Origin of the sequence: Paraliomyxa miuraensis, assembly GCF_026337845.1 — a bacterium.
GTDB lineage: Bacteria > Myxococcota_A > Polyangia > Nannocystales > Nannocystaceae > Paraliomyxa > Paraliomyxa miuraensis.
Genome location: NZ_JAOVZF010000135.1, coordinates 41,743 through 68,551, shown reverse-complemented (window position 1 = coordinate 68,551; position 26,809 = coordinate 41,743). Strand labels below are relative to the sequence as shown.

Genomic DNA, 26,809 nt, shown 5'->3' with positions numbered 1-26,809 from the left:
GCCCGTCGCCACGTCGGCCCAACGGCGCGCGCAGACTACCGATGCAGCAAGGCGGCGGCTACCTCGAGGAAGCCCTCGGCCTCGCCGCCCTCAGTGACGTAAGCGGGTAGGAAACGAAATGCCGCCCGCTGCGACGGCACGTCGGCCGTGCCCACGGTGACCCCGAAGCGACCGGGGCGGAACAGCCCCTCGTCGTTGGGGGCATCGCCGATCGTGAGGATCGTCGCGGGCTCGAGCCCATGGTCGCTGGCGAACCGCAAGAGCCCCTGACCCTTGTCGGGCGGTTGGGGAGTGAGGTGCACGTGGACGCTGGACCAGATCATGCACACGCCCAGGGCCGCCGCCTCGTCGCGCAGGCGCTGCAGCTCCTCCTGGCCTCGACCGTCGCGCTCGTAGGCCACGTCGCCCAGCCGAAACGGGTGGTCGGGCGCCAGCCGCAGGCCAGGGTCGAGCCGCTCCCCCGCGGCGCGGAGCTGGGCCTGGTCGGTGGGCTCGGCCAGCCACCGGGGGGGGCGATCGGGGATCACCTCGAGCAGGCCGTTCTCCGCGATCGCCCGGGTCACCCCCGGCAGATAGCGGCACAGGCCCAGCACCTCGCCGGCGGGGCGGCCACTGATGGGCACGACCTCGACGCCGGCGGCCGTCAATGCGGCGATGACGCGAACGACCTCGGGGTCGAGCGCGCCGTGGCGGGTGAGGGTGCCATCGACGTCGGTGGCGACCACGCGGATCGGACCGAGCCGGCGGCCGCGCGTGGGGACGTCGAGGCTGGAGAGCGGGACGAGCACCGGGTCGGAGGAATCGAGGGCCATGTCGAGGTCGGGGATACGTCCCCCGGGCCGGAAGAACGCCCGGAGCCGGAAGAACGATGATAGGGTCGCGAACCGGGGCCCAAGAGGTACAGCACATGCCGCTCGATCTCCAGCCCGGGGACGTCTACGCCGGCAACATTCGGATCCATCGCGTGCTGGGGACGGGCTCGTTTGCGCACGTCTACGAGGTCGAGACCCCCGGCTATCCCGAGCGACTGGCGCTCAAGCTCACCCGCGAGCCGGTCAGCTCCGGTGAGCAGGCCCAGCGGGCGCTGCGGGAGATCACGATCCTGCGCTCGCTGACCAACCCGCACGTGGTGCGCACGTTCGACTGTGGGCTGCGTCCCGACGGGCACATCTACCTGCTGATGGACTTGCTGTACGGTCAGACCCTCGAGCAGGAGCACCGGTTCGACGAGCCGCTCGACCCCGTGCGCGCGGTGACCATCGTCCACCAGGCATGCCTGGGCCTGGCCGAGGCCCACGCGATGGGGGTGGTGCATCGCGACGTCAAGCCCGAGAACGTGTTCATCGAGCACGACGGCAAGGTCAAGATGCTCGACTTCGGGCTGGCGCGCTCGTGGGACGGCAGTCCGGTGGTCGGCATCGATGCCTCCGAGTCCCACCTCATCGTGGGCACGCCCCACTACTCGCAGCCCGAGCAGCTGCGGACCCGCGTGCTGACGCCGGCCAGCGACGTGTACAGCCTGGCCACCATCCTCTACGAGCTGCTCACCGCGAGGACGCCGTTCTTTCCCCAGACTCCCCTGCCCGCGCTCCGAGAAGAGCTGCGGCACAAGCCGACCGAGTGGCTGCGGGCGCACGCCCGACGCCCCGCGGTGCCGCTCGATCGATGCCCGGGTGGAGAGGGCCTGCCCGACTCGCTGGTGCGGGGAGTGGCGCGGGCGCTGGACAAGGATCCCGACAAGCGGCCTCCCAACGCCGGTGCATTCGCCAACGTGCTGGGCCTGGTGCTGCACCGAGACATGGGCATCCACGTGGCCGCCAAGCTCCGGGTGCTGAACCCCGACGACACGGTGGTGGAGCGGCTGTTCCTTCCGGGGAGCTACCGCATCGGCAGCGGGCGACGGTGCGAGATCAAGCTGCGCGACGACTCGGTCCCCCGCGTGCACGCGGTGCTCGAGTGGGGCGGCACACCCGGCCGGCCGCACCTGCGACCGCTGCACGACGACGGCTCGGTCAAGGTCAACGACCGCGTCGTCCACACCGCGGTGGAGCTCGGCCGCGAGGACGAGTTCTCGGTGGGCTCGACGCGCATGGCAGTGGTGACTGGTTAGGCCCCCCGCAACCGTCGCGGGCAAGCTAGCCCCGCCCTTGGGCCGCCGCCCTTGTCCGTGAGCGCCGCATAGGGCATAGGCCGACTCGTCGAAGCGCAGCGACCGGCCGGACTCCGCCGCTACCCGAGCCAGGAACAGGTCGGCGAGCAGCGTGATATCCCCGCGTCCGCGCTCCCGTAGCGGCGGGACGCCGCCCTTGGGCTCGCCCCGCCGCCCTTGGCTCGTAGGCCGCTAGTGCGCCGGGGCAAATCGGCAAACGTTTGCCGATTTAGCGGCAAAGGCGCAGGGGCTCGGGGCTCCGGGGGCGGTCCGTGACCTGGGGGCGGGCCTTCCATCTGGTCATGGGGGGCTGGGAGCGGTCATGGAAGCGGCGACCCCCGGTCATGGGCGGCCGGAGGCGGTCATGGAAGCGGTGGCCCCCGGTCATGGGCGACCGGAGGCGGTCATGGGAGCAGCGACCCCCGGTCATGGGCGGCCAGAAGCGGTCATGGGAGCGGCCACCCCGGTCATGGGCGGGCGGGTCAGTCGCACGAGCTGTCGCTCCAGTCGACGTCGAGATCCTGACCCACGGGCCACTCGATCTCGATCACGCAGTGCCCCTCGTCGAAGAACGGGAGCCTCAAGACCTCCGAAGACTCGATGGGTCCTCTTTCGAGCGCTGGCCATCGGGGCGGGTCAGCTCTTCACTCATGGGCAATCGCCTGCGATCGTGACGGCCATGGGGGAAGGATCGGCCCCATCGGCATCGCGCGAGAATCGGAGGGAGTAGCGGCCGGCGGGTAGCCAGACCTCGAAGTCGAGCTCACGGTAGGGCAAGGCGACGAAGCGCGACGAACATCCGAGTGCGCACTCCTTGATCTCGATCATGCCGTGGGCGTCCCCCGTGGGGGCCGCTTGGATGCGGTAGTCGCCATCCGTGGGGATGTCGATTGCGACGTAGCCGAAGACCTCATCGTCGCGTGGCCCCAAGGCCGTCGTGGACTCGCAGCCAAGCGAGATCCCAACCGGGATTGCGATGTCGCCATCGCAGCGCGGACGCAGTGCTTCCGGGGCGTCGCACGGATGGAGCGGATATCGGAACCAGAGGGGTTGCTCGCAAAACGGATCGAAGGCTTCCAGGTCGGCGATCATGTCGTCGAACGCCAAGCCGGTCGATTCCTCGAGAGCCGCGATGGCCTCGTCCTGGGTTGCGTTGCGTGGCACCGTTCGCATCAACTCGTCGGTGGCGTGTGCTCCGTGGCGGCGGCGCAGATAGGCATAGAGGTGCCCCGCTCGCGGGTACCAGCGGTCCGCGAGCGGCACGCCGCCGGCGCACGACTCGAGCCCGTCGCGGATGGACCCCCATGTGGTCGGGTCGTTGAAGGCCCGCTTGGCATCGCCCCCGAATGCCACGGCCTCGCCCTCCTCGAAGAATCGATAGGCGGATGGATCGGATTGCCGTGCCGCGTGGATCAGCTCGTGCTCGTGCGGGGCTTGGCTCGTGTAGATCGTGTCACCGAGCTGGCAAGCAATGGCGTTGCACGGGTTCGGTTCTTCCTCCGAGCCGAGCACGTAGAGCGTACGTGGAACCTCGACGTCGAGCGCTGCACCAGCAAGACCCATGTATCGATCCATGTAGGGCAGCGTACCGGCACACACCTCGGCGGCGGCGTCCTGCGGCGCAAAGTCGAGATGCTCGCCGCTCCAGACGATTGGGGGGCTCTCGTCCTGCGGGGGAGCACAGGCCATGCCGCAGCACACGGCGACCCCGGCCCACCGCGACATCCTCATCCGTCGAGCTGCCACTGTGTGTTGCCAATCTGGACCACCGCGGCTGTCTCGCCGTCACTGACGATGACATCGAACGGCAGCACGAGCCATCCATCGGGTTCCTGCGCGATGGTGATGGCCGTGGCATTCGTGAGGTCGTCGACGTATCGGCTCTCGCCCAGCGCAGATACACCAGCGACGAATCGCGCAGTGCCCGGCGCGATGGACAGGGTCGACGCCTCCCCAACGCCGTCGGCGCGTTCCCATAGACGGAGATGGGCACCATCGAGGGGGATCGTCATTCCTTGGGCAGTGACGAGCGCTTGCGACGAGTGCAGCGAGAGCTCCTCGAGCGCGCCGTCGCTGATCGCGAGGGTGCTCGCCGTGTCGAGCACGGCGCTTCCACCGATGGATGGGCCATCGACCGACGCGCTGCCGGCGACGAGGTGCAGCCCGACCGCATCGTCGGGCGGATCGACCTCGCGGAATAGCGTTCCGTCGTTTTCGTCCGCTGACGAGCAGACCTCCGGACTGGGTGGGTCGATGGGAGAGATGCCGTACATCTCCGCAGCCGCGATCGAGATCGACACGTTCTGTACGAGACCCGGAGGATCGAAGGACCAGGCGCCGACTTCGAGCAGACCGCCGAAGTCGAGGCTGTTGCCGTCGGCGCTGCACGCTGGCGGCGTGCTGGAGAGCCCGGTGTCGTCCCGGAATGCGACCACGCAATCGACCTGATGCTCGTCAATGTACTCGGCGATCTTCAAGACCGCAGTGCGCTTGGCCGTGTCGATTGCGTCGGGGAAGGCATTCCATGCGTATGCCTCGATCTTGTCGGGCATCGAGCGGCAGCCCTGCTCGACGAGGTCGACCCAGCATGCGTGGTCGTGTGGCTGCGCGCAGTACAGATCGTTGTTCCGATACAATGGGCAGCAGCCCATCACGAGCGGATCGGCATAGCTGTCGCCATCGGCGTCGGGGCCGAAGACGAGATCTGCCCAGCCGATCTCGGGGGATCCCTCGAACGGATGCTCGACCACGAAGTCGACGGCCACGAAACCGTCGCATTGGTATCGATACCCGTAGAGATCGTCGATCGGATCGAAGAGGCAGAACGCTTCGACTGCTCGTGGTCCACCATCGTCGGCACCGTCATCGAGTGCGCCGCCCGTGGTCCAGAGGCCGTCGGTCGCGGTGACGGTCTCATACTCCGGGTCCTCCGCCTGGGGCGGCCCGCCGCATGACAGAGTAGTGACGAGCGGCACGAAGCGGACCGCCGTTGGAACTACCTGGCTACGCATGGCTGCCACCGTTCGCCATCGTCACCGGCGTGCAACCCCCGATGTTCATTCCCCGGCGACAGGTACGGCGACCCCAGTCTGGCCGTGATCCATGGCGCGGCGGGAGTCCATGCGAGGCTCGGCGATGAACGCGTCGCTCGATGGGGCTCGCTCGTGTCATTCTTTTCTCGCCACACGAGCCTGCACCATCGTTGGCACGTGGCATCTGCGATTACCCGAAGAGCGTCGACTCGACATGAGCGCCGACCGGATGGCTGTTTCAGTTCCAATACATGGATGGGCGGAGTCGACGTCTCGGACGTCGTCATCGCCCTTCGCCATCAAGCAACCCCTGAATCGGCCTTCCGTGCTCGTGTGATCCGGCGTCGTCCGCCGCGCCGATGTCGCGGCCGCCGCCGCTCACCCGACCAGCGCCTGCGTCGGCCCCCGCATCACCCCCGCCACCTTCCCTTCGAACACCGTCCCCGCGCGCCCGACCCCGCCTTCGCCGACGAACGGAGCCAGATCCAGATCCTCCACCTCGATCCCGAGGCTCCCCGCAACGTGCTCGACCATCATCTCGAGCCAACGCCGCTGCTCGTCGTCGAACCGCCGCCCGCTGGCGTCCTGCTCGACCAACCACCGTTCGAACCGCCCGCGTACGCCCACCGAGAACGGCACCAACTCCGTCTCCCGTCCGATCGCGAACCGCACCAGCGGCACCCAGTCGGCCAGCGTCTTGCCCTCGAGCTGGCGATCCAGATCGATCGCCTCGGCCAGCCCATGCGTAATCTCGCGCAGCGACTGGCCGCCGCCCGGTCCTCGGCCGAGCAGCGTTTGTCGAGGCTGCCCTCGCGGCGCGGAGCTGGGTCAGCATCTCGTGGACGGAGATGTAGAGCACGTCGTGCCCTGCCCGACCACGCACGTGGCCCTGGTCACCGCGCTCTCGCGCACATACCGCCCCGGTTGCAGCTCGTCGGCGTAGAGCACCACGCGATCGCGGCGCAGCTCTTCGTGGCTCATCCAGTACCCGCAACACAGCACGCCGAACGCCTGCACCTCGGTCCCTTGGCCCAGCCGCGTGTCGATGGCTTCGAGCCCGGCCGGCAGCGGCACCTCGATCGCGAGCTGCGGCGCGTCGGTCTCCACCACCACCTCGAGCGCACAGCACTGGCCCGCCTCGAGCGCGACCCCATCGAGCTCGGACGATGAACCGTGCTCACCGTCAGCGGCCTCGGACTCGCGATCCCCCTGACCGCCGAGCCGCCACCCCCCTGGACCCCGTCGAAGTCGACGAGTACCGCCGCCTCGCGCTCGTCCGGTGCGTGTGCCTTCGGAAAGGGGCCCCCTGCTGCGGTGATCGTCGTCGGGATGCTCTGGCGATCACCGCAGCAGCGAGATTTCCTGTCGGGGCGAGAGGATTCGAACCTCCGACCTTTCGGTCCCGAACCGAACGCGCTACCAGACTGCGCTACGCCCCGATCGGGAGGCGGCTTCTAGCAAGGGGGGATGGGGTCCGTCAACGGGGTTCCGGCCATTGCGGCAGCACAGCGCTCGTGCGCGGAGAGCCCGCACTCAACCCTCGAGCGTCCCCTGGACTCGCTGGCCCCTGCCCATGGCCTCGGTCACGGCTGCGAGCCCGACCCCGGCCAGATCCACTCGACGACGCTGCCCCCCACGAAGGTCTCGACGGCCAGCATGGGCAACAGACCCAGCGCGCTGCCGGCCACGAACGAGGCGAAGCGAACCCGCGAGACCCCGAACATCAGCTGCATGGGGCCGAAGGTGAACAACAGAAGGCGCATGGTGAGCACGGTGCGAAAGCCCCGAGTGGCCAGGCGCTCGTCCCAGGGCCGCAGCTTGCCAGGCAGGCGGGCCTGCACGAATTCGCGAGCGACGTAGCGGGAGAAGCCAAAGGCCACGCAGCCAGCCGCGAGCGCGCCGATCCACGAGGTGGAGAGCGCCACCCAGGGCGACCACACCAGCGCGGCGACGACGACGAACAGGTGCGAGGCCATGCCCAGGGGCTGCAGCAAGGCGAACGCGATCACGAACGCCAACAGCCCCCACCCACCGGCCTGCCGCAGCCACGCCTGGCCCTCGGCCGCGGAGACGTCGAGGGCCACGACCACGCAGAACAGCGCGAGGTAGAGCAGGCCCACCAGGAGCCGGGCGCGGCGTGGACCCACCACCGCCGACCCTAGCAGCACGCCGCGCGGCGTCCAGGGTCGATTGCCCGGGGCGGTCGACCCGGGCTCCCAACCTCGTTTCGAGGCGAGCGCTCGGCGCCGATCGGGCGAGCGGTCAGTAGCCGCGGCGCGGCTCGCTGCTGCTGCTGTTGCTGCGACCGGGCAGCATGCCGCGGATCCACGGCGGGCCGTCCGTGAACAGGTGGTCGCGCACCGCTCGCGCGGCCCCGCCCATGCCTCGGGGAAACGCGCGCAACAGCACGTCGAGGTGGCCGTCGTCGCTCTCGACCCCGTGCACGGTGACCACGCTGGAGACCAGCCCCAGCACGCGTCGAGCCACGCGGTTCTTGCCGATCGCCGGGTGCTTCATCAGGTCGATGACGAGTCGGTTGCCGGTGGACTCGCCGAGCAGGCGCGAGAGCCCGGGCAGGTGGGCGGCCAGGTTGCCGCTCTTGGTGAGGTCGAGCGCGCCGGACTTGATGAGGGCGGCGACCGGCGACTCGGCGTCGCCGAGCACGGTCATCGTCGTGCCCTCGAGCCGGACCTCGAGCCGCAATTCCTCGGCCGACATGAGGATCCGATCGATGTAGATCTTGGTCTGCGCCCGGACCATCGTGCCCATCAGCTCGACCGTGGCGGCCACCGAGATGCCCGGCGGGCACGGCTCGATCACCACGTCCTTGGGTCCGCCGTCGCCGGCCTGGCCCGCCAGCCAACGAAGCCCTGCGATCGGAACCCCGAAGCGAAGCCCGAGCGCATTGCGAAGGATCCGGGTCAGCTCCTCGGGATGAGCACGAAGGTAGGAGCTTGCGGCGTGCAGCAGGGCGTCCCGGGCGTTCATTGGTCCTGAGGATACGCCGACCCCGGGGCCACGACATACCCCGATCCACCGCGCGCCCGCGTTCACGCCCAACCCATGCCCTCCGGGGGCAACCTCGCTCCCTGCTCGCAGCTCGCCGCCTGCGGGGCGATCCGAGTAGAGCCTCACGAAATGCCCAACCCATGCCCCCTCCGGGGGCAACCTCGCTCCCTGCTCGCAGCTCGCCGCCTGCGGGGCGCAAAACAAGAAAGGCCGTCACGCGTTGCGTGACGGCCCTTCGGCTCTACGCGCGGGCCACGAGACCCACGCAGGAGGTCGCGCCTACAGGTCGTGCGGGCGCACGGTGCTGCGGTTGTTGCCCTGGCAGCGCGCGATGGCGGCCTCGAGCAGCTCGTGCACCTTGTCCGAGACGGCTTGGACGAGCTCACCATCGGAGCGGAGACCCGCCTCCTTGATGACTTCCTTTACCTTCGAGCCGACGACGACGATTTCCTTGGGCTTGGACGCTTTGGCCATGATGTGTTGATCCTGAGCGAGTACGCTGAGTCGTGGTGTGTTGGTGGCCTTGCGACCTTGGGGGCCCTGGGGCCACGATTCGTGGGATTGGGGAGCGGTCGACGGCTCCGCGGGGTGGCGGAGCGCTCAGCTCGGAGCGGACGATAAACCCGCCCCTACGGGCTTGAAAAGCGAAAAACCGCGGGGCCAAGCCAAAAATTCGGGCGCTAGGGAGGCCCCCGGGCGAGATCCTCCCGCCGTTCGCAGGCCCGCCGTGGGCCGTCCCGCGGGTCGGCAATGCGTTCGTCGTGCGAGCCGGATCACGATGATGACGATCGACCGCGACCCGCTCGCGGGCCGTCATGGACGGCGCCCATGGGCCAACGAGGGTGGGTCGGCTCGACCGATCGCCCGCTCCCACGCCGCCACCAGAGCCCGTGGACGCTCGCCGGTCGGTCTCACGATCAGCGTTCTATGGGCCAAATTCGTGGAATCCAGGCCGATCTCGATCCAGAGGGCGGACGCGGGAGGGTCGGCCCAGAGGTCGGCCCACTCGACCACCAAGACGACCGGGGTCGCCCCGAACTCGAGGGGTTCCCCCTCGATCATGGCGGCCAATCCCAGGGCCTCGAAGGCGGCGGCACCCACCGAGCCGGCGACCGGTCCCTCGTCGTCGGCCAAACGGAAGAGATCCACGTGCACCAGAGATCGCGGCCCGTGGTGGACGAGGCAGAGGTTGAACGTGGGGCTCCGCACCCGGTCGGGACGATCGACCCCCAAGCCCTCGGCCAGCGCTCGGGTCAAGGTGGTCTTGCCGGCCCCCATGGGCCCTCGCAGCAGCACCACGTCGCCGGGCTGCAGCAGCGCGCCCAGGGCCCGGGCGGCTGCGGTGAGCTCGGGCTCGGACAGACCTGCGCGCTCCATCGCGGGCGGGAGCTTACTCCCGGCGCTCGCGCTCGGGGAGCCCGATCGGATCGCGGGCCCTCCCGTCGCGCTCGGATGCACTCAGGACGGCGGCTCGAGCACCTTCTCGAGCAGCTCGGCCTGGGAGTGGACGCCGAGCTTGGTGAAGATCGACTTGAGGTGGTTTCGAACGGTGTGATGGCTGATGTAGAGGTCCTTGGCGATCGACATGGGTCGCTTGTGATTGACCAGACCGCGCAGCACCTCGCGCTCCCTCGGCGACAGCGTGCTCAGCTCGACCAGCTCGCGCAGCCGTCGCTCTTCCTGGACGCCCACCGAGAGCAGCGAGGCGACGCGCTCGAGCTCCTGGGCGATCTTCGACAGCACGTCGCGGGCCAGCGTCAGCTGCCGTGCCGCGTCCTCGGTCACCGGAGTGGGCTGCCGCGCCTGCCCCAGGGCGACGCGCACGGCCGCGAGCACCTGCTGCGCCGTGAACGGCTTGACCACGAAGCCGGCGGGGGCGATCCGCTGGACCCGCTGCATGGTGGCCTCGTCGGAGCGGCCCGACACGAACACGATCGAGGTCTGCTCGGGGATCACATCGGACTCTGCGAGATCGAGCCCGGCCGTGTCGGTCTCCATGCCGATGTCGAGCAGCAGCACGTCGGGCCGATCGCGCTCGAGCGCCGCGATGAGATCGGTGCTGCGCCCCACGGTACCGACCACGTGATGACCGGCATCGATGAGCAGCTGTCCGAGCAGACGCGCGATCACGGGATCGTCCTCGGCCAGGAGGATGGACGCGACCAGCTCGTTCACGGGCTCGTCCTCTCGTGCGGGGCACCGGCGATGCGCACGTGGGCGATTATCAGCCCAAGCAACGGTGCGGGGCCAGGGCCAGGGACCAGGCCAGGGCCAGGCCCCGAGACCAGGCCAGTGCCGGACGCGCATGAGGAGGTTGACACCGGAAGCCCGTTGCCCCCACACCGCCCCCGGTGTACGCATCGGGCGTGGATCCGGCACGCACGCGGCGGTGGGCCCTGGCGCTCGCGGGCGCCCTTGGGGCCTGTGCTCCGTCCCCGCCCCCGCCCCTGCCGCATGCGCCGGTCCCCGAGCCCACCGATCCGCTACGGCCAGCCGATCGGCGGGGGCCCATCCCCCCGAAGGCGCGGGTGGCCGACTACGCGCTGACGGCCCGCTACGACGAAGAGCTGCATCAGATCGACGGCCGCGCCCGCATCACGTGGCGCAACCACGGACCGGCACCGGTCGATCGGATCCCGTTCCACCTCTACATGAACGGCTTTCGGGCGCCCGACACGGCGTGGATGCAGCAAGCCCGCGGCAAGCACCGGGGGCAGGAGCTCGACGCCGAGCATCCGTGGGGCTACGTCGACGTGCGCACGGCCGAGCGCGTGGGCGGCGACGGGGGCAGCGATGGCGAGCCGGCCCGCATCTCGCTGCGCCACGCCGAGGCCGACGAGCCCTCGCTGATGACGGTGTGGCTCGACCAGCCCGTGCCGCCCGGCGAGGCCGTGGAGCTCGAGCTCGCGTTCATCACCCAGCTGCCGCGGGTGTTCGCCCGCACGGGCTTCCACGAGCGCTACGTGATGGCGGGCCAGTGGTTCCCCAAGCCGGGCGTGCTGATGCCCGACGGAACGTGGCGCGCCCACCCCTTCACCCTCTATAGCGAGTTCTTCGCCGACTTCGGGCACTACGACGTCGAGCTCGATCTGCCCGGCGATCTGGTGGTGGGCGCCACCGGAATCCGCGTGAGCGAGGCGCACGAGGGCTCGCGGCAGCGCCTTCGCTACCGCGCGCAGATGGTGCACGACTTCGCCTGGACGGCGGGGCCCGATCTGGTGGAGGCCTGGGACGACTACGAGGGCATTCGCATCCGCGCGCTGGTGCCTCGCGATCATGCGGACACGGCTCACGTGCACCTTCGGGCCCAGCGCGCGGCGCTGGCGAGCATGGAGGCGCGCTTTGGGCCCTACCCGTGGTCCACGATCACCCTGGTGGAGCCGCCCGAGGGGGCCGAGGGGGCGATGGGCATGGAGTACCCCACGCTCTACACCACCAGCCCCGTCAAGCCGCTGCCGCCGCTGCTGCAGGGGCTGGGGTTCTCCGAGCGGATGAGCGGGCAGTTCACCACCATCCACGAGTTCGGGCACCAGTACTTCCAGGGACTGTTGGCGAGCGACGAATTCTCGCAGCCGTGGCTCGACGAGGGGCTCAACACGTTCAGCAACGGGCTGGTCTACGTCGACTGGTACGGGGCGCAAGAGGACGGCGATCCATGGCTGGCCACGGTGGCCGGACACCCGCTGCGACTGTCGGAGGCGATGCGGCTGGCCCAGGGCCGCCATGGCTTCCTCGAGCCGGTGGATCAGGCGGCGGATCGGTTCTCGCCGCTGGTGGGCAGCTACTCGGGCTCCACCTACCAAAAGACGGCGGCGACCCTGATGACGCTGCGGCGTCTGGTGGGGGCCGAGCGCTTCGACGAGGCGATGCACCGCTACGCGACGCGCTTTGCCTTCGAGCACCCCACGGGCGCGGACCTCGAGGCCACGTTCATCGAGACGCTGGGCTCGTCGGTGACGCTGGGCCACGGCGAGGACGGCCAGCCCATTGCGCTGCGGCTGTCCGAGTACTTCGACCAGGCGCTGCGCTCCGAGGTGGTGCTGGACTTTCGCATCCACGCGCTCACCAACCGGCCCATGCTCCACCCGGAGGCGGGCTGGCGACGCGACGAGCACGATGCGCTCGTCGGCGGTGAGCCTCCTCCGCCCCCGCCCGACGGGGGCTGGCCCGCACAAGATCTCGAAGGCATCGTGGTCGTGTACCGCCGCGGCGAGTTCGTGATCCCGGTGGAGGTCGAGGTCGAGCTGTCCGACGGGACGCGCGAGCGCGTGCTGTGGGACGGGCGCGGGCGCCATCGGGTGCTGCGATGGCCGGGCCGACGCGTGGTGCGAGCCACCCTCGATCCCGATCGCAAGCTGGTGCTCGAGGCCCAGCGCCACGACGACACCCGCTACGCGGAGGACGAGCGTCCCCCGCGGTCGACCCCCGAGGCCCTGGGCCGGCTCGCCGAGGCCTCGGCGCTGGCCCTGGGAGGAGCGTTCGGCCCATGAGCGCGGCCATGCACGCGGCCATGCACGCGGCCATGCGCACGGTGGTCGGGGGGCTGCGCCGCCTGCTGGGAGCCCCGGGCCTGTGGCTCGGCTCGTGGGGGCTGATGCTCGTCATCGCGTGGTCGGCGGGCGCCCATGTGGAGGTGGTGGTGAGCGCCCTGCTGGGCCCGTTCGACGCGCTCGATCCCGATGCGATGGTGTTCGCGGTCATCGACCTGATGCGCCTGCATCCCGCGGCGGGGGCCGGGTTCTCGATGGCGGTGCTGGGCGGGACGGTGACCTCGGCCCTGGCCTGGGTGGTGCTGTCGCCGTTGGTGATCGCGCGGCTGGCTGGGCATCGGTCGGCGGAGGCGCTGGGCTCGCGGGCGCTGGCCAAGGTGCCCGCGGTGGTGGTGCAGTCGCTGTGGCACGGGCTGCTGCGGGCGGTCCTGATGCTGGCGGTGGTGATGGCGGCCCGCTCCCTGCCGCCGCTGGCGCTGGCGATCGCCGCCGGGCTCGCGTGGCTGTGCGCGGGCGTGGCCCTCGATGCGACGCGCGTGGCCGTGGTCGAGCACGACGCGGCGCCCTGGCACCCGCGGACGGCGTGGCGCGGGTTCGTCCGGGTGCTCCGGCGACCGCGGCTGCTGATCCCCGGGGTACTGCTGGGGCTCGGCCAGCTGGCGACGAGCGCGACGATCCTGTGGGTGGGCCTGGCGGGCTTTGGCGGCGGCTCGCCGTGGATCCCACGCATCCTGGCGCTGGTGAGCCTGGGCCTGGGACTCTGGCGGATCGGCATCGTCGTCGAGGACGCCGCGGCCGACGCCTAGACGACGCGCGCGGGTCGGTCGGCATCGCCTCGTGAGAAAAACCGCCTCTTCGCGGCTCCGCGGGTCGGCGCTATTCTTCGCGCGCAGCGCCGAACCTGGTTTCGGCCTGTTCGATCCATGGGTGTCGCGTCCGAGCCCTCGGCCACTCCGGCCGCCGATCCGCTGCGCCACGCTGCGCCGCCGGTCGACGACGTCGAGGCACGCCGGGCGCGAACCTCCATCGAGAGCCGGCTGTTCGGCGGACCGCCGCAGCCGGTCCGGGTCGGCCGCTATCGCATCGAGGGCCGCATCGGCGCGGGAGGCATGGGGGTGGTGTACCGCGCCCACGATCCAGAGCTGGCGCGCGACGTGGCGGTGAAGCTGATGAGCTCCGATGCCGCCCACACCAAGGACCCGGCCACGGCACGCGCTCGACTGGTGCGCGAGGCCCGGGCGATGGCGAGGCTGGCCCACCCCAACGTGCTGCACGTGTATGACGTGGGCACCACCGACGACGGGGTGTTCATCGCGATGGAGCTGGTCGAGGGCCGCAGCCTCGCCTCGCGGTACGAGGCCGAGCGCCCGCCGTGGCGCGAGATCGTGCGCCACTACGTGGACGCGGGCCGAGGCCTCGCGGCGGCGCATGCAGCCGACGTGATCCATCGCGACTTCAAGCCCGAGAACGTGCTGGTGGGGACCGACGGGCGCGTGCGCGTGTGTGACTTCGGGCTGGCGGGTGGCCCCGCGGCGCAGGGCAGCACGACCTCGGAGGACAGCGAGCTCGATCGCGATACCGGCGATCTGCACGGACCCTCGGGCAGCCTGACCAAGACCGGCGCCCTGCTGGGCACGCCCAAGTACATGGCGCCGGAGCAGGAATCGGGCGGGCTCGCGAGCGCCCGCAGCGATCAGTTCAGCTTCTGCGTGGCGATCTACGAGGCGCTCTACGGGTTCCCGCCGTTCGCGGGCACCACCGTGGCGGAGTACCGCCACAACGTGCGGCACGGTCGCGTGCTCGACCCGCCGCCCGAGAGCAAGGTGCGGGGATGGGTGCACGCCGAGATCGTCCGCGGGCTGGCCGTGGATCCGGCCGACCGCCACCCGGCGCTCGATCCCCTGCTCGACCGCCTCGAGGAGGCGCTGGTCGATCCCAACGTGGCGCGACGACGGCGGCGCCGGGCCCGGGTGCTCTCGCTGGCGGGCGGGGTGGCGGGCGTGCTGGTGGCCGGGGTCCTGGGCGTGATGCTGGCGACCGACGACGACGCCGCAGTTCCGACGGCCGCCGCCTCGACCCCCCAGGCCTCGGTCCCCGCGCCCTCGAGCGTGACGACCGAGCCCGCGCTGCCGGCCGAGCCTGCTGTCGAGGACATCGAGGGGATCGAGGGCATCGCGGCCCGAGCCGCCGAGCCCAGCGAGGCGCTCGTGGTGGGACCACCGCCTGCATCCTCCGAGCTCCCGGCATCGACCGAGCCCGATCCATCGACCGAGCCCGACGAGCGCGCCCGCCCAACCACGAGCAAGCGCAAGCGCGACGGCGGCACCTGCTACTTCCAGCAGGACAAGTTCAACTACCTGCAGCGCACGCGCAAGACCACGCGCTTCGTGACCGCCAAGGATGGGCGCTGCTACGACTGCGGGGTGGAGGCGCCCGACTACCGTCGCGCCCAGCTCAGCCCCACCGACTGCGCCCGCTACTATCTCTGCGTGGCCGCCGACGAGGACCAGTGCAAGGGCTGAGCACCGGCGGCCGGCTGGCGAGGACGCTGGGAACCATCGTGGGGGCCGTGCTGGCCCTGTGGGTGGTGCTCGGATTCACCACCGCGGCCCGGGCCGAGCGCTATGGCGTGGTCACCCTCGACCTGCGCCCCGAGGCCGGTGACGTGCCCACGCACCTGTGCGTGGTGAGCGAGGCCCACAGCGCGCGCACGCGGGAGACCCTGGCCGAGCTGCTGGCGCCCGACCCCGACCCGCCGTCCGCCGATGCGATCAACGGGCGCATGACATGGCTGGTACGACCGGCGCTGTGGGGGGGTGACGACGACGCCGCGCAGGCCCAGCGCTGCGCGGAGGATCCGGTGGGCGACTGTCGCCCGCGGGTGGAGCTCCCCGAGGGCCTGGGACGGGCCAGCGATCTGTTCGTGGCCTGCAGCTCCGACAGCCTGGCCGCCGCCGAGGCCAGCACCGATCCGCGGCCGCTGTTCATCCTGCTCGAGCACCTCGAGGGCTCGCCGCCGGCCGTGGACTCGGTGCGCCTGACCGGGGGTGTCGCGACCATTGGAGTGCGGGCCGACCTCGATCAGGTGGTGGTCACCGCCCGCAGCCTGGGCGGCTACTACGTGCCGCATCCCCGCAGCGAGCGGGCGGCCGAGGAGGCGGTCGGTGCCGAGGGCGAGCCCGCGCGCAAGCTGGTCTCGCTGGTCATCACCCCGCGCTGCCACGTGATCGAGATGACGCTGCCCCGCACCCGGCTCGAGCCGGGCGATCGCGGCCGCCTCGCGGTGCGCGTGCACGGGGTCGACCTCGACGTGAAGCGCTGCGTGGGCAAGCTGACGGGCACGGGCACGCTCCAGGTGCGAGTCCCCCAGGCACCGCTGTCGGTGGGCACGATCGACATCGATCTGGCGGCCACGAGCGCCGGCAAGGCGGCCGCCCGCTTTGGCGCGCGCTGGGAGGGCCGCTGGCCGCGGGCGCCGTTTGCCCTGCAGTTCAACCAGGTGAGCTTCTCCTGGCGCCGGCCGGAGTGCATCTATCCCGAGGACACCTGCCCGGCCGTCACGCTCGAGACCGGCACCGCGTGCGCGGCCACGGTGACCGAGGAGGGCTGCGACTATCGCTGCCCCGGCACGGTGGACGACTCGGCCCTCGACCTCGAGCTCCCGCTGGCGGTCACGTTCGAGAAGGAGCGGCCCAACCAGCGCTGGACCGACACCCTGGCCGTCAACGGCCAGACGCTCAGCAGCTACGTGCCGGCCGATCAGATCTACCTCAACGCCAACGTCAACTCGTGGCAGACCGAGATCCCCGGCAGCCGCATCACCGACGTGGCGCTGTTCGGCGAGGATGCCGAGGTGCACCGCTACGGCGTGACGCACGTGCCCAACCTCCAGCTCAAGGTACCGGGGGCCTCGTGCGAGCCCATTCGCTTCCTCCCGCGGGGCGACCGCGACTACGACGAGGCGCTGGCGACGGTCAAGTCGGGCTCGATCGAGTTCGGCGATCCGCAGCGCACGGCCCGACGCACCGCCTTCAAGGTCTACTTCGCATCCGGAGGTGGCCCGGCGTGGTCGGATACCTTCGGCCCCACCGACGTCCCCCCCGTGTACTTCAGCGCGCTGGGCCAGCTGGCCCTGCAGTTTCGCGCCCGCAAGCCCGGCTGGTCGCGGGTGGGCTGGGAGCTGCGCATGGGCGGGACCCTGGGGCGATGGGGCTCTCGCCTGGTCGAGCGCGGCACCACCGACGAGGATCAGCCCAGCGACACCACCACCACCCAGACCGACGAGCAGCTGCGGGCCTTTGGCTGGGCGCGGGTGATGTTCGAGCCCGGGATCGTGGTGGCCGGCACCTCGCGCATCGAGGTGGGCTCGGGCTTTGGCCTGGGGTTCTCGTTCCCCATTCGCCAGGACGAGGATCTCACCGGCGATCGGATCAACTTCATCTGGACCCCGTCGCTCGACGCCCGCTACAAGGTGCGCCGCTGGGCCGCGCTGATGCTCCAGTTCCGCGGCGTGTTCGGCGAGCGAGCGTTCACCGTGCCCGGCAGCACCTTCACCGGCACCATGGGCGAGGATCCGTTGGAGCCCGAGGAGGCCAAGGCCCGCTCGCTGCTGGTGCTGTTCGGAACGGCGCTGTCGTTCTGATCAGAGCGTCAGGCTGCGGCGCACGCGGCGTGAGCGTAGATTGCGAACTCGTAAGCAAGACTTACGAGTTGCTCCCTCTCTTGGCTTGCTGCGGGTCCTCCCGGTCCTCTTCAGTAATCGGGGTGGTCGCAACAACACTGATAGAGGGCGAAGGAGCCCTCGCCCGAGAACACGAGAGGCGCGTCGCATGGCCCTTCGATGCGCTCGACCGCGGCCTTGACGTCGGGGGTGCTCTCTCCGCACACGCTGATCGCTTCGATCTCCGTCCCTGGATAGCCGAAGGCGGTGGCGCCCTCGCAACCGTTCTCCACGCAGAAGAACCCGCGGCTCGCACACACCTCGGTGCAGTTGCCTTCAGGGCTGGATTCGATGACGCATTCGATGGGCGTGGGGCTGCACTTGTCGTCGACGCAGCGACCAATGCCCAACGAGCCGATGCACGTGCGGTCGCCACACGCAATCGGGCACGAGCCCTCCTCGCATCCCTGATCGGCAACGTCGGGTTCTACGTCGTCCTCCCCATGCTCGTCCTCCACCCGCAGTCCACAGGCGGTGACGACCAGGCAAAGCAGACAACGAAGCGTCAAGGTCTCGACCATCGGGGCCGTCGATGATTTCTTCATGGAAACTCCGCCGGATTCGTGGGAAAGGCGCGCGGTGACGCGAGGACTTCTCCCCAGTGCAAGTCGGCCATCGGCGGCAACCCTACGTCCGAAGCTCGCACGATGGTCGCGGGCTCGCTTGCGATCAGTGTACCGTCGGCATGCCGATCGAGCTTGACCAGCATCACTGCGCCTTGGTTCATGTCTTCGCCCGGTACGCCTATCACCAGCGCCTCGTCGGACTCGACGTTCATGGCCCCCACCGATTGACCAAATCGATCACCGGGGTCATCGTCGTCTGGAACCTGCAATGTCTGCTGCTTGAAAGAGTTTGCCTGGGAGGTCATTGGCCCCGTGCTGCTCCCCGGGATCGCGTGAACCCGCCCGCCACCGTCCCCCGGGGCCCCAATGGCGAGGTCGTGGAACCCGTCCTCGTCGAACGCAAAGCCTACCAGCGCCGCGCCGAACCGATCGCCCGCAGCGCGAGCACCGGGCATCCCGTCCTCTCCCGGTCGTAGGATTGGCCCAATGATCACGAGGTTTCCCGGATCGCCGTAGAAGATCTGTACTTCTCCACGATCGTCATCCTCATTGGGCGTACCCACGGCCAAGTCCCAGCACGACCACGGTACCGAGGCATCGACCCGCCGGCCGTTGAAGTTGCCCACGGTGAGGACCTCGCCGAATCGATCGCCTGACTCGGGCGTGCCTTCGCTCCCGAACGCCCCCTGAGTGAGAACGATCGTACCCTCCACCCCAATCCCGAGCGGGCCACCACGAAAGACATAGACGGCTCCGGCGTCCTCGAGGAGCTGCCCATTGCCGGCGACCAAGTCGGCGCCCGGAGCACCGACTGCGAGGTCATCGTACCCGTCGCACGAGAAGTCGCCGACGACCATGGATCGACCGAATTCCTCGCTGGCAAAGCCTCCGGCCAGCGTACGCAACCGAGGGAAGAGGGCCCCCCCGCCACCCCCACGATCGCAGATCCGCGTGCCAGACAGCTCCTCTCCCGACCAAAAGTCCCAAAGACGATAGGCGGAGCCCGTATAGATGTGAACGCCACCGCTGCCGTTCCAAAGTGGCGCTCCGATCGCAAGGAATTCCGACGAGCGCTGCCTCCAAAGGTGGGCGCTCGAGACGTTGGTGCGTTCGAAGACCCCAACTCCGAGCGAAGCGCCGTAGTTCGTGCCGAGTTCGTCTCCCGAGAGCACCCCACTACCCGGTGAGCTGGCGAAGCTGGCGCAACTTCGGCAGCCGAGGTAAGGGACCGTTGGTCTTCGATGATGTCGGAGTGATAGTACGGATGGGACACCACCCCCTGCCCGGGCTCCGAGGCAAACACCGAGACCAACCCAGCCCTGGTAGCTTCATCCACGGTTGCCGAAGGCGCACCCACGAGCAGGGAAAACCGATCGGCGATCAACGGGAGACGAAAGATCCCCTCGCCTTGTCCGTCATCGATGGTGGGAGGAGGGGGTGCCGTCGGCCCTTCCCCGGTATCCAGCGCGGGGCCTTGATCCGTCGTGACGACGCAGCTTCCCATCGAGCCGAAGAGCGCGAGTCGAGAGAGCACGATGCTCATGACTCCCCGCCCCATCGGACGAGGCTAGGCAACGGCTCCTGGGCCGTCAACGGAACGAACGCGAGATCCATCCCACCCTGGCGCACGCAACCGTGGAATCGGGCTGGAACACCCCTGGCTGGATTGCTCGGATCCGAGCGGGGATTCCTAGTGACCCTACCGCGCCCGTCGTCGACATGCCGCATCGAGAGCAGCCGCCCAGCCCGCCGGATCCGGCGTCCTAGGCTGAAGGGCGATGTTCCTCGATCGATCGCTCCTCGGTCTCGCGCTCGCGTCGCTCTGGCTCGCCGCCGCCTGCGGTGGAACTCGGCCCCCGGCGCCGCCCCCCAGCGGCCTGCTCATCGACATCCCCGGCGACGCTCCCACCAACGCGTCGTCGTGTGACGAGCGGCTGGGCTTTGCTCGCGATGCGATGGATCGGCTGGTCGACGCGGCCAATGGACCGTGCTCGAGCGACGCCGACTGCACGATGGTGTTCGCCGAGACGCAGTGCGAGGGCGCCTGCCAGGCCCCGATCCTGGTCGATCGCCTGCAGGGGTTCCACGACACCCAGGTCGCGATCGACGAGCGCGTGTGCACGGGCTACGTCGAGGCGGGATGCCTCTACTCCACCCCGGCGTGCCTGGCGGTCGAGGCGGTCTGCGATGCCGGGCGCTGTGCGCTGGCCGAGCCGGCGTGACCCCAACGCCTCGCGCCCTGCATCGACGGCGATCAGCGGCGCACGAGCCCGGCCACGAGGGTCACCAGCGCGATCGCCAAGAAGGCATAGAACAGGATCTTGCCGATTTCCACGGCGCCCGCTGCGATGCCGCCAAAGCCGAACACGGCGGCAACGAGGGCGATGATGAAGAACACGATGGACGCTCGAAGCATTGGAGTTCCTCCTGCTGCTCCATCCCTGACACGGCACGTCGCCGCCGCAAGCCGCCACGGCAGACGGCGGGCTCGTCAGGTGTCCTCGTCGGCCGGCGGCTCGTCGTCCCCGGCCGGCGGCCCCATCACCTCGCGCAGCTCCCGGGCCCAGCGACCGAAGTCGTCCATGGTGCTGCGGCGCAGATCCTCGGACTCGGCCAGCTGCCCGATCTCGGCGTCGAGCCGCGCACGCGCGCGCTGCAGCCGGCTCTTGACCGTGCCCACCGGCGTCTCGAGCACCTCGGCGATCTCGGTGACGGTGAGCTCCTCCCAGTAGAACAGCTCGAGCGCCACCTGCATCTCGACCGGCAGCCGCCGCAGCGCGAGCAGGAGCAGCCGCTGCTCCTGGTGCCGCGCCACCGCCCGCGAGGGCGAGGCCAGCCCCAGATCGCCCGCGAGCTCGGCGACCGAGCTGGTGCCCCACGGGGCGGCGTCTTGATCGCGCTGGGCCTTGCGCAGGTACGAGTAGAGCCGCTTGCGTGCGATCGTGAACAAGTAGGTGCGAAAGCTGGCCTCGCCGCGGAATCGATCCTTGCCCTGGACCAGCCCCATGAAGGTCTGCTGGGTCAGATCCTCGGCGGCGTCGTCGACCTTGTTGCGAAAGAAGCGATAGACCGAGTCGAAGTAGCGGGAGAACAGCACCCGGCCGCAGCCCTCGTCGCCGTCGCGCCAGGACTCGAGCAGTGCGAAGTCGCTGGGCTCGCCGTCCGTCATCCGCCGCCCCCTGCGTCCGCCATGCTCGCCGCCTGCTTCGGCCCGGCTAGAGCAGACGCGCGCGCTCGAAGTGGGTCAGCCGCGAGAACGCCATGAAGCGCTCGTCGATGGCCCGGTGGTCGAGCCCCGCGAGGCGATCGTACGAGAAGCCCTCGACGCAGTAGCTGGCCATCACCGAGCCGTAGATCATGGCCGAGCGCAGGCTCTCGCCCGTGGTCTCGCCCACCCGCGCCAGGTAGCCCATGAAGCCGCCCGCAAAGCTGTCGCCGGCCCCGGTGGGATCGATGACCTCCTCGAGCGGCAGCGCCGGGGCCGAGAACACCTCGCCCTCGTGGAACAACAGCGCCCCGTACTCCCCGCGCTTGATCACCAGGCTCCGGGGACCGATGTCGTGGATGGCCCGCGCGGCCCGGACCAGGTTGGGCTCGCCGGTGAGCTGCCGCGCCTCCTCCTCGTTGATGGTGAGCAGGTCGACGCGCGCGAGCACCTTCAGCAGATCGTCCTTCGTGTGCTCGATCCACAGGTTCATGGTGTCGAGCCCGACCAGCCGAGGCCGCGGGTCCATCTGGTCGAGCACCCGCAGCTGGAGCGCGGGCTGGATGTTGGCCAGGAACAGGTACTCGCTGCCCCGGTAGCTCTGCGGCAGCCTGGGATCGAAGTGCTCGAACACGTTCAGCCGGGTGTCGAGCGTGTCGCGGTGGTTCATGTCGTCGTGATAGCGGCCCTTCCAGTGGAAGGTGAGGCCGTCGGGCACGACCTCGAGCCCCTCGGTGTCCACGTGGGCCGCACGCAGATCGGCGAGGCTCTGCTCGGGGAAGTCCTTGCCGACCACGCCGCACAGGCGCACGGGGCCGAAGTAGGACGCGGCCATCGAGAAGAAGGTGGCGGAGCCACCCACGCTGCGCTCGCGCTCGGCCTTGGGGGTGATGACCCAGTCGATGGCGACGCTGCCGACCACGACCACGGAAGGGGTACGCTCGATCATGTTCGTTGATCTCACTCGCTACGTTTGGTTGCTCGGGCCTTGGCCCTACCGGGGCGGGAGCACGTGCCCGACGATGAGGTCGAGCCGGCGCCGGGCGTCGACGCCGACGTGCTCGGGTGCGGTCATCAGCGCGCCCCGTACCGCCCGCGGATAGGGCAGGTCCTCGGTGCGCTCGGGCAGCCGCGCCGCGAGGGACACCAGGGTCTTGCGCGCGTGCTCGATGTTCTTGGCCATCACCGCCATCACGGCGTCGACGCTGACCTCTTCCTCGTGCCAGCAGTCGTAGTCGGTCGACAGCGCGAGCATGGTGTAGGCCAGCTCCGCCTCGCGGGCGAGCTTGGCCTCGGGCAGCGCGGTCATGCCGATGATCGAGGCGCCGAAGGACGGCGAGCGATACAGCTCCGACTCGGCCCGGGTGGAGAACGCCGGGCCCTCCATCACGATGCAGGTGCCGCCCTCGTGCACGGTGGCGCCGCCATCACGGGCGCAGGCGGCCACCAGGGCGCGCAGGCGATCGCAGGTGGGGCGGCCGAACTGCACGTGACCGACCACGCCGTCGCCGAAGAAGGTGCTCGCGCGCACGCCCTTGGTGCGATCGATGAATTGATCGGGGAGCACCAGGTGGCCCGGCGCGACCTCCTCGCGCAGCGAGCCCACCGCGGAGACGGACACCAGGTGGGTCACCCCGAGCTGCTTGAGGCCGTGCACGTTGGCGCGGTAGTTGATCTCGGAGGGCAGGAGCCGATGCCCCGCGCCGTGACGCGGCAGGAACACGGCCGTGATCGGGGGAGCGTCGGCCCGCGGCAGGGTCCCCACCGTATAGGCATCGCTCGGGGTGCCAAAGGGCGTCTGCAGCTCCACCCGCGTGGGGTTGGCGAGCGCGTCCATCTGGTAGAGGCCCGAGCCGCCGATCACCCCCAGCACCACGGTCGTTCGGCTCTCGGGAGCCGCGGGATGCGCGCTTGCCATCGGGCCGGGAGCATACCGCAACCGGTGGGGCCATGCGCCCAGGCAGCGGGCCCGGGGTCCAACCCCGGCACGAGCCGCTCGCCGCGGGTCACGAGCCGGAGGCCCGCTCGGCCACCAGCACGACGACCAGGTAGCCCTCGACTCCGCCCGACTCCTTGGTTCGCGCCAACCCCACGCCCACGTCCGCCTCCTGGGGCACGCCCGACGTCCACATCTCGGCCTCGACGATCGCATCGAAGCTGATGCTGGAGAGTACGTTGGACTCCACGCTGGCGTAGCCCAGCGAGCCCACCTCGGCCGTCCACCCCTTGGGGTCGGCACGGCCGCGGCTGCGTGCATCGGCCAGGCGCTGGGCGATCGCCGACAGCCCGTCGCTCCACGAGATCGGGGGCTTGGCCTGCTCGCCCCGCGCCTCGTCGACGGCCCCGCGCAGCGTGGCGACGCCCAGCTCGCCCGAGGCGGTCGCGGCCCGGTCCTTCTTGAAGAAGTTCTGGGTCAGGTACACGGGGCGTCGATCGTCGGCGGGGGCATGCGGGTCGAACACGGCGCCGATCCCCACGTGGGTGACGTCGGGGGCCAGGATGTTCACGCGGTGCAAGGGGCTGCGCATCAGGCTGTCGTGGATGCCCTTGGGACCGAAGTCGAGCGCGACGTTCTCGCGAACGACCCGGGCCACCACCCCGGCCGCGAGGAAGCGATCGGTGGTGCCCCCGGTGGTGGGCGACTTGTGGCCCACGAACCCGTGCTCGGCCATGTCGAGGCTGTGCGCCTCGGCGATGGCCGCCGCCTCGGGATCCCACGAGAGCGGCGCGAGCCCTCGCTCCTGCCGGGCCTCGTTGAGGTAGAGGAAGTTGGCGCGCGCCACCTGGGCCGCGGTCACGGAGGGACCCAGCACCTCCACGCGGGCCGTGAGCGCGTTGGGTGGCGACACCCCGCAGTACACGGGAAAGTTGGCCGCCACCTCGGGGCCATAGGGGCCCTCGGCGAACACCTCGACCTGGTAGGCCCCCTGGCCGTCCTTGCAGCTCACCTTGGACGAGAAGCGACCGCTGACCGAGAGGCTCACCGGCATCGATTCCCAGCGACCGTCCGGGCCCACCAGCTCCACCCGCGGCTTGGTGCGGGGTCCCAGCAGCTTGCCGCCGAGGGTGAACGTGCCCTTGCCGCGCAGCACCGAGGGCACCGGCTCGAGCTCGACCGCGCGATCGAGCAGCGCCACCAGCATCCGCGTGGTGCCATCGTCCATGGCGACGACCCCCACGCCGATCAAGGTCGACGAGCCCTCGGGCACCGCGGCCTCGACCTGCTCGACCAGCGAGGCCAGCGCATGCTCGCAGCCCGGGGCGATCGCGGTGGCGCACCCGAGGGGATCGCGGGGCAGATCGGCCTTGATGAGCCGCGGGTAGGGATCGGGCAGCCCCAGCCACGCCATCAGCTCGCCCACCACCGAGGGGATCGTGTCCCAGTCGGGCGCGCTCTGGGCGAGGGCTCGCACCATGCGGCTGAGCGCGGGGAGGTGGGTCACGGGCAGCCCGTTCATCGCATCGAGCACCGCCTTCTCGGGCCCGGTGAGGGCGTGCTCGACCTTGCCCCCGTACTTCTTGGCCATCGGGGTCTGGATGCGGATCTCCACCATCCGCAGCTCGATCCCCTCGAGGTCGGCGGGGCTGGGGGCCACGGCGTGGTGCTCGGCCACCGCGGGGGTCGAGCGGCCGCGTCGGGTCGACGGCGGCGACGTGCCCTTGGCCGGCGGCGATGGCGGACAACCAACGAGCAGCCCGACCATGAGCAGGCATGGGAGTACGAGCCCGATCCACCGCATCGTCATGATGGCCCAACGAGCTCTAGCACGGCTGCGTGCTCGGACGCGTGGAAGTCGGGCACCCGCGGCGGGCTGAGGGCCAGGCCGACCGGGGGGCGGCCCTCGGGGCGCTCGAAGCGGAACGCGTTGATGCGCAGGGTCTGGCCCGCGCCGACGGGGCAGGTGACATCGGTATGGGCGCAGATCTCCGTCCATGGGATCGCCAGCTCGGCGCTCCAGCCCTCGTCCCGGTCGCGACGCTCGTCGAGGGTGCCGCGCAGATCGACTGCGGACCGCCAGGTCCCATCCCAGGCCTCGTCGCCCTTGCGATGGTGCTCGAAGCGGGCGTCGAAGGTGACCCCGCGCGGCGACACCTGGAGCTCGAGATACCCGGACTGCCGGGACGCCCGACCACGCTGGAGCTCGCCCTGCTTGGCGGCACCGAACACGAACAGCTCGAGCACCTCCTGGTTCCATAGCGGATCGTCGTGCTGCACGAGGTCCGACCAGACGTCGGGGTCGACGATCTCCGCGCCCAGGTAGAGCGCCTGGGCATCCCAGGCCAGGCGGACCGTGCCGGGGCGCTCGTCGTAGGGCTCGCCGTCGAGGCTGTGCACCAGCGGGTGCGCGACCGCAGCCGCCCACCCCGGCTCGTCGAGGCGGCCGTCGAGCACCGGGGGCGAGGACATGGGCACCGCCTGCACCAGGGCGGGGCGGGGTGTCACGTCGATCAGCGCCAGCATGGCCCGCCCATCCTCCCGCGCCGGCCCCTCCTCGACGGGGATCCGCGCGTCGCCGTCGAGCAGCTCGAGAGTCACCAGCACCTGCGAGGGAAACCATGGCCGGGGCAGCGTGAACTCCAGGCTCTGCGTCCCCTCGGTCAGAGGCACCTCGAGCACCGAGGCTCGGGGATCGAGGGGGACGTCGACCGGGGGGGCCCCCACCCCTCCGAGCGCCACCTGCCGCGCGCCGGCGCGCGGCGGCCATGCCACCACCCGCGCCCGCAGCCCCTGCGCGGGACCGTGGACCACGAACGACACGGGCAGCCCCTCGCCAGGCGCGACCTGGTCGGGCGCACGCACGTCGTCGATCCGTACGCCGCCCCGAAAGCGCACCGCGTGCGACCAGCCCCCCGCGGGCAGCTCGGCCTCCACGATCGGGTGGGGCAGGCGGACGGGCTCGCCGCACGCGGTCGTGAGCACGAGGGCCAGGGCCCCGGCCATCGTGGGGGTCGATCGCGGGATCGATCGGGGGATCGATCGCGGCATCAAAAGCGCAGCGCGCCCATGCCCCGCGAGCCGGGGGTGGCCGTGAAGGCATCGAGCGCGTCGGGCTGATCGTCGCGCGCGGCCTTGATCGCGATCGCGGCCACGGCGGCCGCGCTGGCCGCGATGGCGCCGACCGTCACCCAGAAGTACCACTTGGTCACGATCCTCTCGGGCGTGGGCGGAGGTGGCTCGGGCTCCGGCTCCGGCGTCGGGTCGGGCTTGGGTGGCGGCGGCTCCCAGCGAGGGTCGAGTTCCTCGCGGTGGGTGGAGGCGGGCTCGTCGGGCACCGTGCCCCGAGCCTGCGCCTTGACGCGGACCAGGCCCTGCTCGGCCGCCGTGGCGGCCGCGGCGTCCTCTCCGGCCGCGGCCTTGGCCGCCCGATACGCCTTGGCTGCCTCGCGGTAGTCGCCCGCATGCTCGAGCACCTCGCCCTCGCGCTGCCACGTGGCCGCCGTGGGCTCGGCCTCGCGAGCCTCGCGAGCGAGCGCCTTGGCCGTGGTCAGATCACCAGACTCGAGCGCCCCATCGATGGTGGTCGCCTCGGTGGGGTCCGCGGCTTCGGGCCCGGCCGCCAGCGCAGCCGACGAGGGCACGGCCCACGGCGTGGCGTGGACGGGTCCAGCCCACGACGCCAACGCACCCACGAGCAAG

25 protein-coding genes, 1 tRNA gene and 2 pseudogenes are annotated in these 26,809 nt (G+C 70.5%); 7 read left to right on the top strand and 21 right to left on the bottom strand.

The window, feature by feature from the left end; translation table 11 throughout:
- Nucleotides 1–35: 35 nt before the first annotated feature.
- A complete protein-coding gene (locus tag OEB96_RS05595) occupies nucleotides 36–812 on the bottom strand; it encodes an HAD family hydrolase (RefSeq protein ID WP_266214401.1) in 777 nt (258 codons plus the stop codon).
- Between the two features lie 56 nt (nucleotides 813–868).
- Between OEB96_RS05595 and OEB96_RS05590 the strand changes: the two genes are divergently transcribed.
- Complete coding sequence (locus tag OEB96_RS05590) at nucleotides 869–2,110, top strand: FHA domain-containing serine/threonine-protein kinase (RefSeq protein WP_266214400.1); 1,242 nt, start codon at nucleotides 869–871, stop codon at nucleotides 2,108–2,110.
- Between the two features lie 687 nt (nucleotides 2,111–2,797).
- Here the strand turns inward: OEB96_RS05590 and OEB96_RS05585 are convergent.
- Nucleotides 2,798–3,874 carry a hypothetical protein gene (locus tag OEB96_RS05585; protein ID WP_266214399.1) on the bottom strand — a complete coding sequence of 359 codons (1,077 nt, stop codon included), beginning with the start codon at nucleotides 3,872–3,874 and terminating at the stop codon, nucleotides 2,798–2,800.
- 2 nt (nucleotides 3,875–3,876) lie between these two features.
- A complete protein-coding gene (locus OEB96_RS05580) occupies nucleotides 3,877–4,701 on the bottom strand; it encodes a hypothetical protein (protein WP_266214398.1) in 825 nt (274 codons plus the stop codon).
- Nucleotides 4,702–4,740: 39 nt separating this feature from the next.
- On the opposite strand from OEB96_RS05580, the gene OEB96_RS05575 reads away from it, so the two are divergent.
- A complete protein-coding gene (locus tag OEB96_RS05575) occupies nucleotides 4,741–5,103 on the top strand; it encodes a hypothetical protein (protein ID WP_266214397.1) in 363 nt (120 codons plus the stop codon).
- 456 nt (nucleotides 5,104–5,559) lie between these two features.
- On the opposite strand, the gene OEB96_RS05570 is transcribed toward OEB96_RS05575, so the two are convergent.
- The 8 genes and pseudogenes from OEB96_RS05570 to OEB96_RS05535 form a co-directional block, all read right to left on the bottom strand.
- Nucleotides 5,560–5,874 carry a type I restriction-modification enzyme R subunit C-terminal domain-containing protein gene (locus OEB96_RS05570; protein ID WP_266214449.1) on the bottom strand — a complete coding sequence of 105 codons (315 nt, stop codon included), beginning with the start codon at nucleotides 5,872–5,874 and terminating at the stop codon, nucleotides 5,560–5,562.
- A gap of 135 nt (nucleotides 5,875–6,009) precedes the next feature.
- Nucleotides 6,010–6,354, bottom strand: a pseudogene (locus OEB96_RS05565) (alpha-2-macroglobulin family protein); the annotation flags it as partial.
- Nucleotides 6,355–6,546: 192 nt separating this feature from the next.
- A tRNA-Pro gene (locus tag OEB96_RS05560) sits at nucleotides 6,547–6,620 on the bottom strand.
- 144 nt (nucleotides 6,621–6,764) lie between these two features.
- A complete protein-coding gene (locus tag OEB96_RS05555; RefSeq protein ID WP_266214396.1) occupies nucleotides 6,765–7,328 on the bottom strand; it encodes a TVP38/TMEM64 family protein in 564 nt (187 codons plus the stop codon).
- Nucleotides 7,329–7,443: 115 nt separating this feature from the next.
- Nucleotides 7,444–8,169: a hypothetical protein gene (locus OEB96_RS05550; RefSeq protein WP_266214395.1), complete on the bottom strand. Its 726-nt coding sequence runs from the start codon at nucleotides 8,167–8,169 to the stop codon at nucleotides 7,444–7,446.
- Nucleotides 8,170–8,469: 300 nt separating this feature from the next.
- The gene (locus OEB96_RS05545) at nucleotides 8,470–8,664 is read right to left on the bottom strand and encodes a hypothetical protein (RefSeq protein ID WP_266214394.1); all 195 of its coding nucleotides are present in this window, start codon (nucleotides 8,662–8,664) and stop codon (nucleotides 8,470–8,472) included.
- A 339-nt stretch (nucleotides 8,665–9,003) separates the two neighbouring features.
- Entirely contained in the window at nucleotides 9,004–9,567 is a 564-nt protein-coding gene (gene tsaE / locus OEB96_RS05540) for a tRNA (adenosine(37)-N6)-threonylcarbamoyltransferase complex ATPase subunit type 1 TsaE (RefSeq protein ID WP_266214393.1), read from the bottom strand.
- An 81-nt stretch (nucleotides 9,568–9,648) separates the two neighbouring features.
- Nucleotides 9,649–10,365: a DNA-binding response regulator gene (locus OEB96_RS05535; RefSeq protein WP_266214392.1), complete on the bottom strand. Its 717-nt coding sequence runs from the start codon at nucleotides 10,363–10,365 to the stop codon at nucleotides 9,649–9,651.
- Nucleotides 10,366–10,556: 191 nt separating this feature from the next.
- On the opposite strand from OEB96_RS05535, the gene OEB96_RS05530 reads away from it, so the two are divergent.
- From OEB96_RS05530 to OEB96_RS05515, 4 genes are all read left to right on the top strand, one after another.
- Complete coding sequence (locus OEB96_RS05530) at nucleotides 10,557–12,680, top strand: M1 family metallopeptidase (RefSeq protein WP_266214391.1); 2,124 nt, start codon at nucleotides 10,557–10,559, stop codon at nucleotides 12,678–12,680.
- Nucleotides 12,677–13,486: a hypothetical protein gene (locus OEB96_RS05525; protein ID WP_266214390.1), complete on the top strand. Its 810-nt coding sequence runs from the start codon at nucleotides 12,677–12,679 to the stop codon at nucleotides 13,484–13,486. The genes OEB96_RS05530 and OEB96_RS05525 overlap by 4 nt, the downstream gene beginning before the upstream one ends.
- Before the next feature lie 117 nt (nucleotides 13,487–13,603).
- Nucleotides 13,604–15,202, top strand: a complete 1,599-nt coding sequence (locus OEB96_RS05520) for a protein kinase domain-containing protein (protein ID WP_266214389.1) — start codon at nucleotides 13,604–13,606, stop codon at nucleotides 15,200–15,202.
- The gene (locus OEB96_RS05515; protein WP_266214388.1) at nucleotides 15,190–17,322 is read left to right on the top strand and encodes a hypothetical protein; all 2,133 of its coding nucleotides are present in this window, start codon (nucleotides 15,190–15,192) and stop codon (nucleotides 17,320–17,322) included. Before OEB96_RS05520 ends, OEB96_RS05515 begins: the two co-directional genes overlap by 13 nt.
- Nucleotides 17,323–17,432: 110 nt before the next feature.
- Here OEB96_RS05515 and OEB96_RS05510 read toward each other — a convergent pair whose 3' ends face one another.
- The 3 genes and pseudogenes from OEB96_RS05510 to OEB96_RS46605 all read right to left on the bottom strand — a co-directional run.
- Nucleotides 17,433–17,921 (bottom strand): hypothetical protein, encoded by a 489-nt coding sequence (locus tag OEB96_RS05510; protein WP_266214387.1) that lies wholly within the window; start codon nucleotides 17,919–17,921, stop codon nucleotides 17,433–17,435.
- A gap of 20 nt (nucleotides 17,922–17,941) precedes the next feature.
- Nucleotides 17,942–18,592, bottom strand: coding sequence for an integrin alpha (locus OEB96_RS05505; protein ID WP_266214386.1), 651 nt, complete (start codon nucleotides 18,590–18,592; stop codon nucleotides 17,942–17,944).
- Between the two features lie 123 nt (nucleotides 18,593–18,715).
- Nucleotides 18,716–18,823: pseudogene (locus tag OEB96_RS46605) on the bottom strand (hypothetical protein); the annotation flags it as partial.
- Nucleotides 18,824–19,744: 921 nt separating this feature from the next.
- On the opposite strand from OEB96_RS46605, the gene OEB96_RS05500 reads away from it, so the two are divergent.
- Nucleotides 19,745–20,188: a hypothetical protein gene (locus OEB96_RS05500; RefSeq protein WP_266214385.1), complete on the top strand. Its 444-nt coding sequence runs from the start codon at nucleotides 19,745–19,747 to the stop codon at nucleotides 20,186–20,188.
- Between the two features lie 32 nt (nucleotides 20,189–20,220).
- On the opposite strand, the gene OEB96_RS05495 is transcribed toward OEB96_RS05500, so the two are convergent.
- From OEB96_RS05495 to OEB96_RS05465, 7 genes are all read right to left on the bottom strand, one after another.
- Nucleotides 20,221–20,382: a DUF1328 domain-containing protein gene (locus tag OEB96_RS05495; RefSeq protein WP_266214384.1), complete on the bottom strand. Its 162-nt coding sequence runs from the start codon at nucleotides 20,380–20,382 to the stop codon at nucleotides 20,221–20,223.
- A gap of 75 nt (nucleotides 20,383–20,457) precedes the next feature.
- A complete protein-coding gene (locus OEB96_RS05490) occupies nucleotides 20,458–21,135 on the bottom strand; it encodes an RNA polymerase sigma factor (protein ID WP_266214383.1) in 678 nt (225 codons plus the stop codon).
- A gap of 46 nt (nucleotides 21,136–21,181) precedes the next feature.
- Nucleotides 21,182–22,120, bottom strand: coding sequence for a PfkB family carbohydrate kinase (locus OEB96_RS05485; RefSeq protein ID WP_266214382.1), 939 nt, complete (start codon nucleotides 22,118–22,120; stop codon nucleotides 21,182–21,184).
- A 45-nt stretch (nucleotides 22,121–22,165) separates the two neighbouring features.
- Nucleotides 22,166–23,089, bottom strand: coding sequence for an S-methyl-5'-thioadenosine phosphorylase (mtnP, locus tag OEB96_RS05480; RefSeq protein ID WP_266214381.1), 924 nt, complete (start codon nucleotides 23,087–23,089; stop codon nucleotides 22,166–22,168).
- Between the two features lie 88 nt (nucleotides 23,090–23,177).
- Nucleotides 23,178–24,875 (bottom strand): CAP domain-containing protein, encoded by a 1,698-nt coding sequence (locus OEB96_RS05475; RefSeq protein WP_266214380.1) that lies wholly within the window; start codon nucleotides 24,873–24,875, stop codon nucleotides 23,178–23,180.
- Between the two features lie 38 nt (nucleotides 24,876–24,913).
- A complete protein-coding gene (locus OEB96_RS05470; protein ID WP_266214379.1) occupies nucleotides 24,914–26,113 on the bottom strand; it encodes a carbohydrate-binding family 9-like protein in 1,200 nt (399 codons plus the stop codon).
- Nucleotides 26,114–26,157: 44 nt separating this feature from the next.
- A complete protein-coding gene (locus OEB96_RS05465; RefSeq protein ID WP_266214378.1) occupies nucleotides 26,158–26,802 on the bottom strand; it encodes a hypothetical protein in 645 nt (214 codons plus the stop codon).
- Nucleotides 26,803–26,809 lie beyond the last annotated feature (7 nt).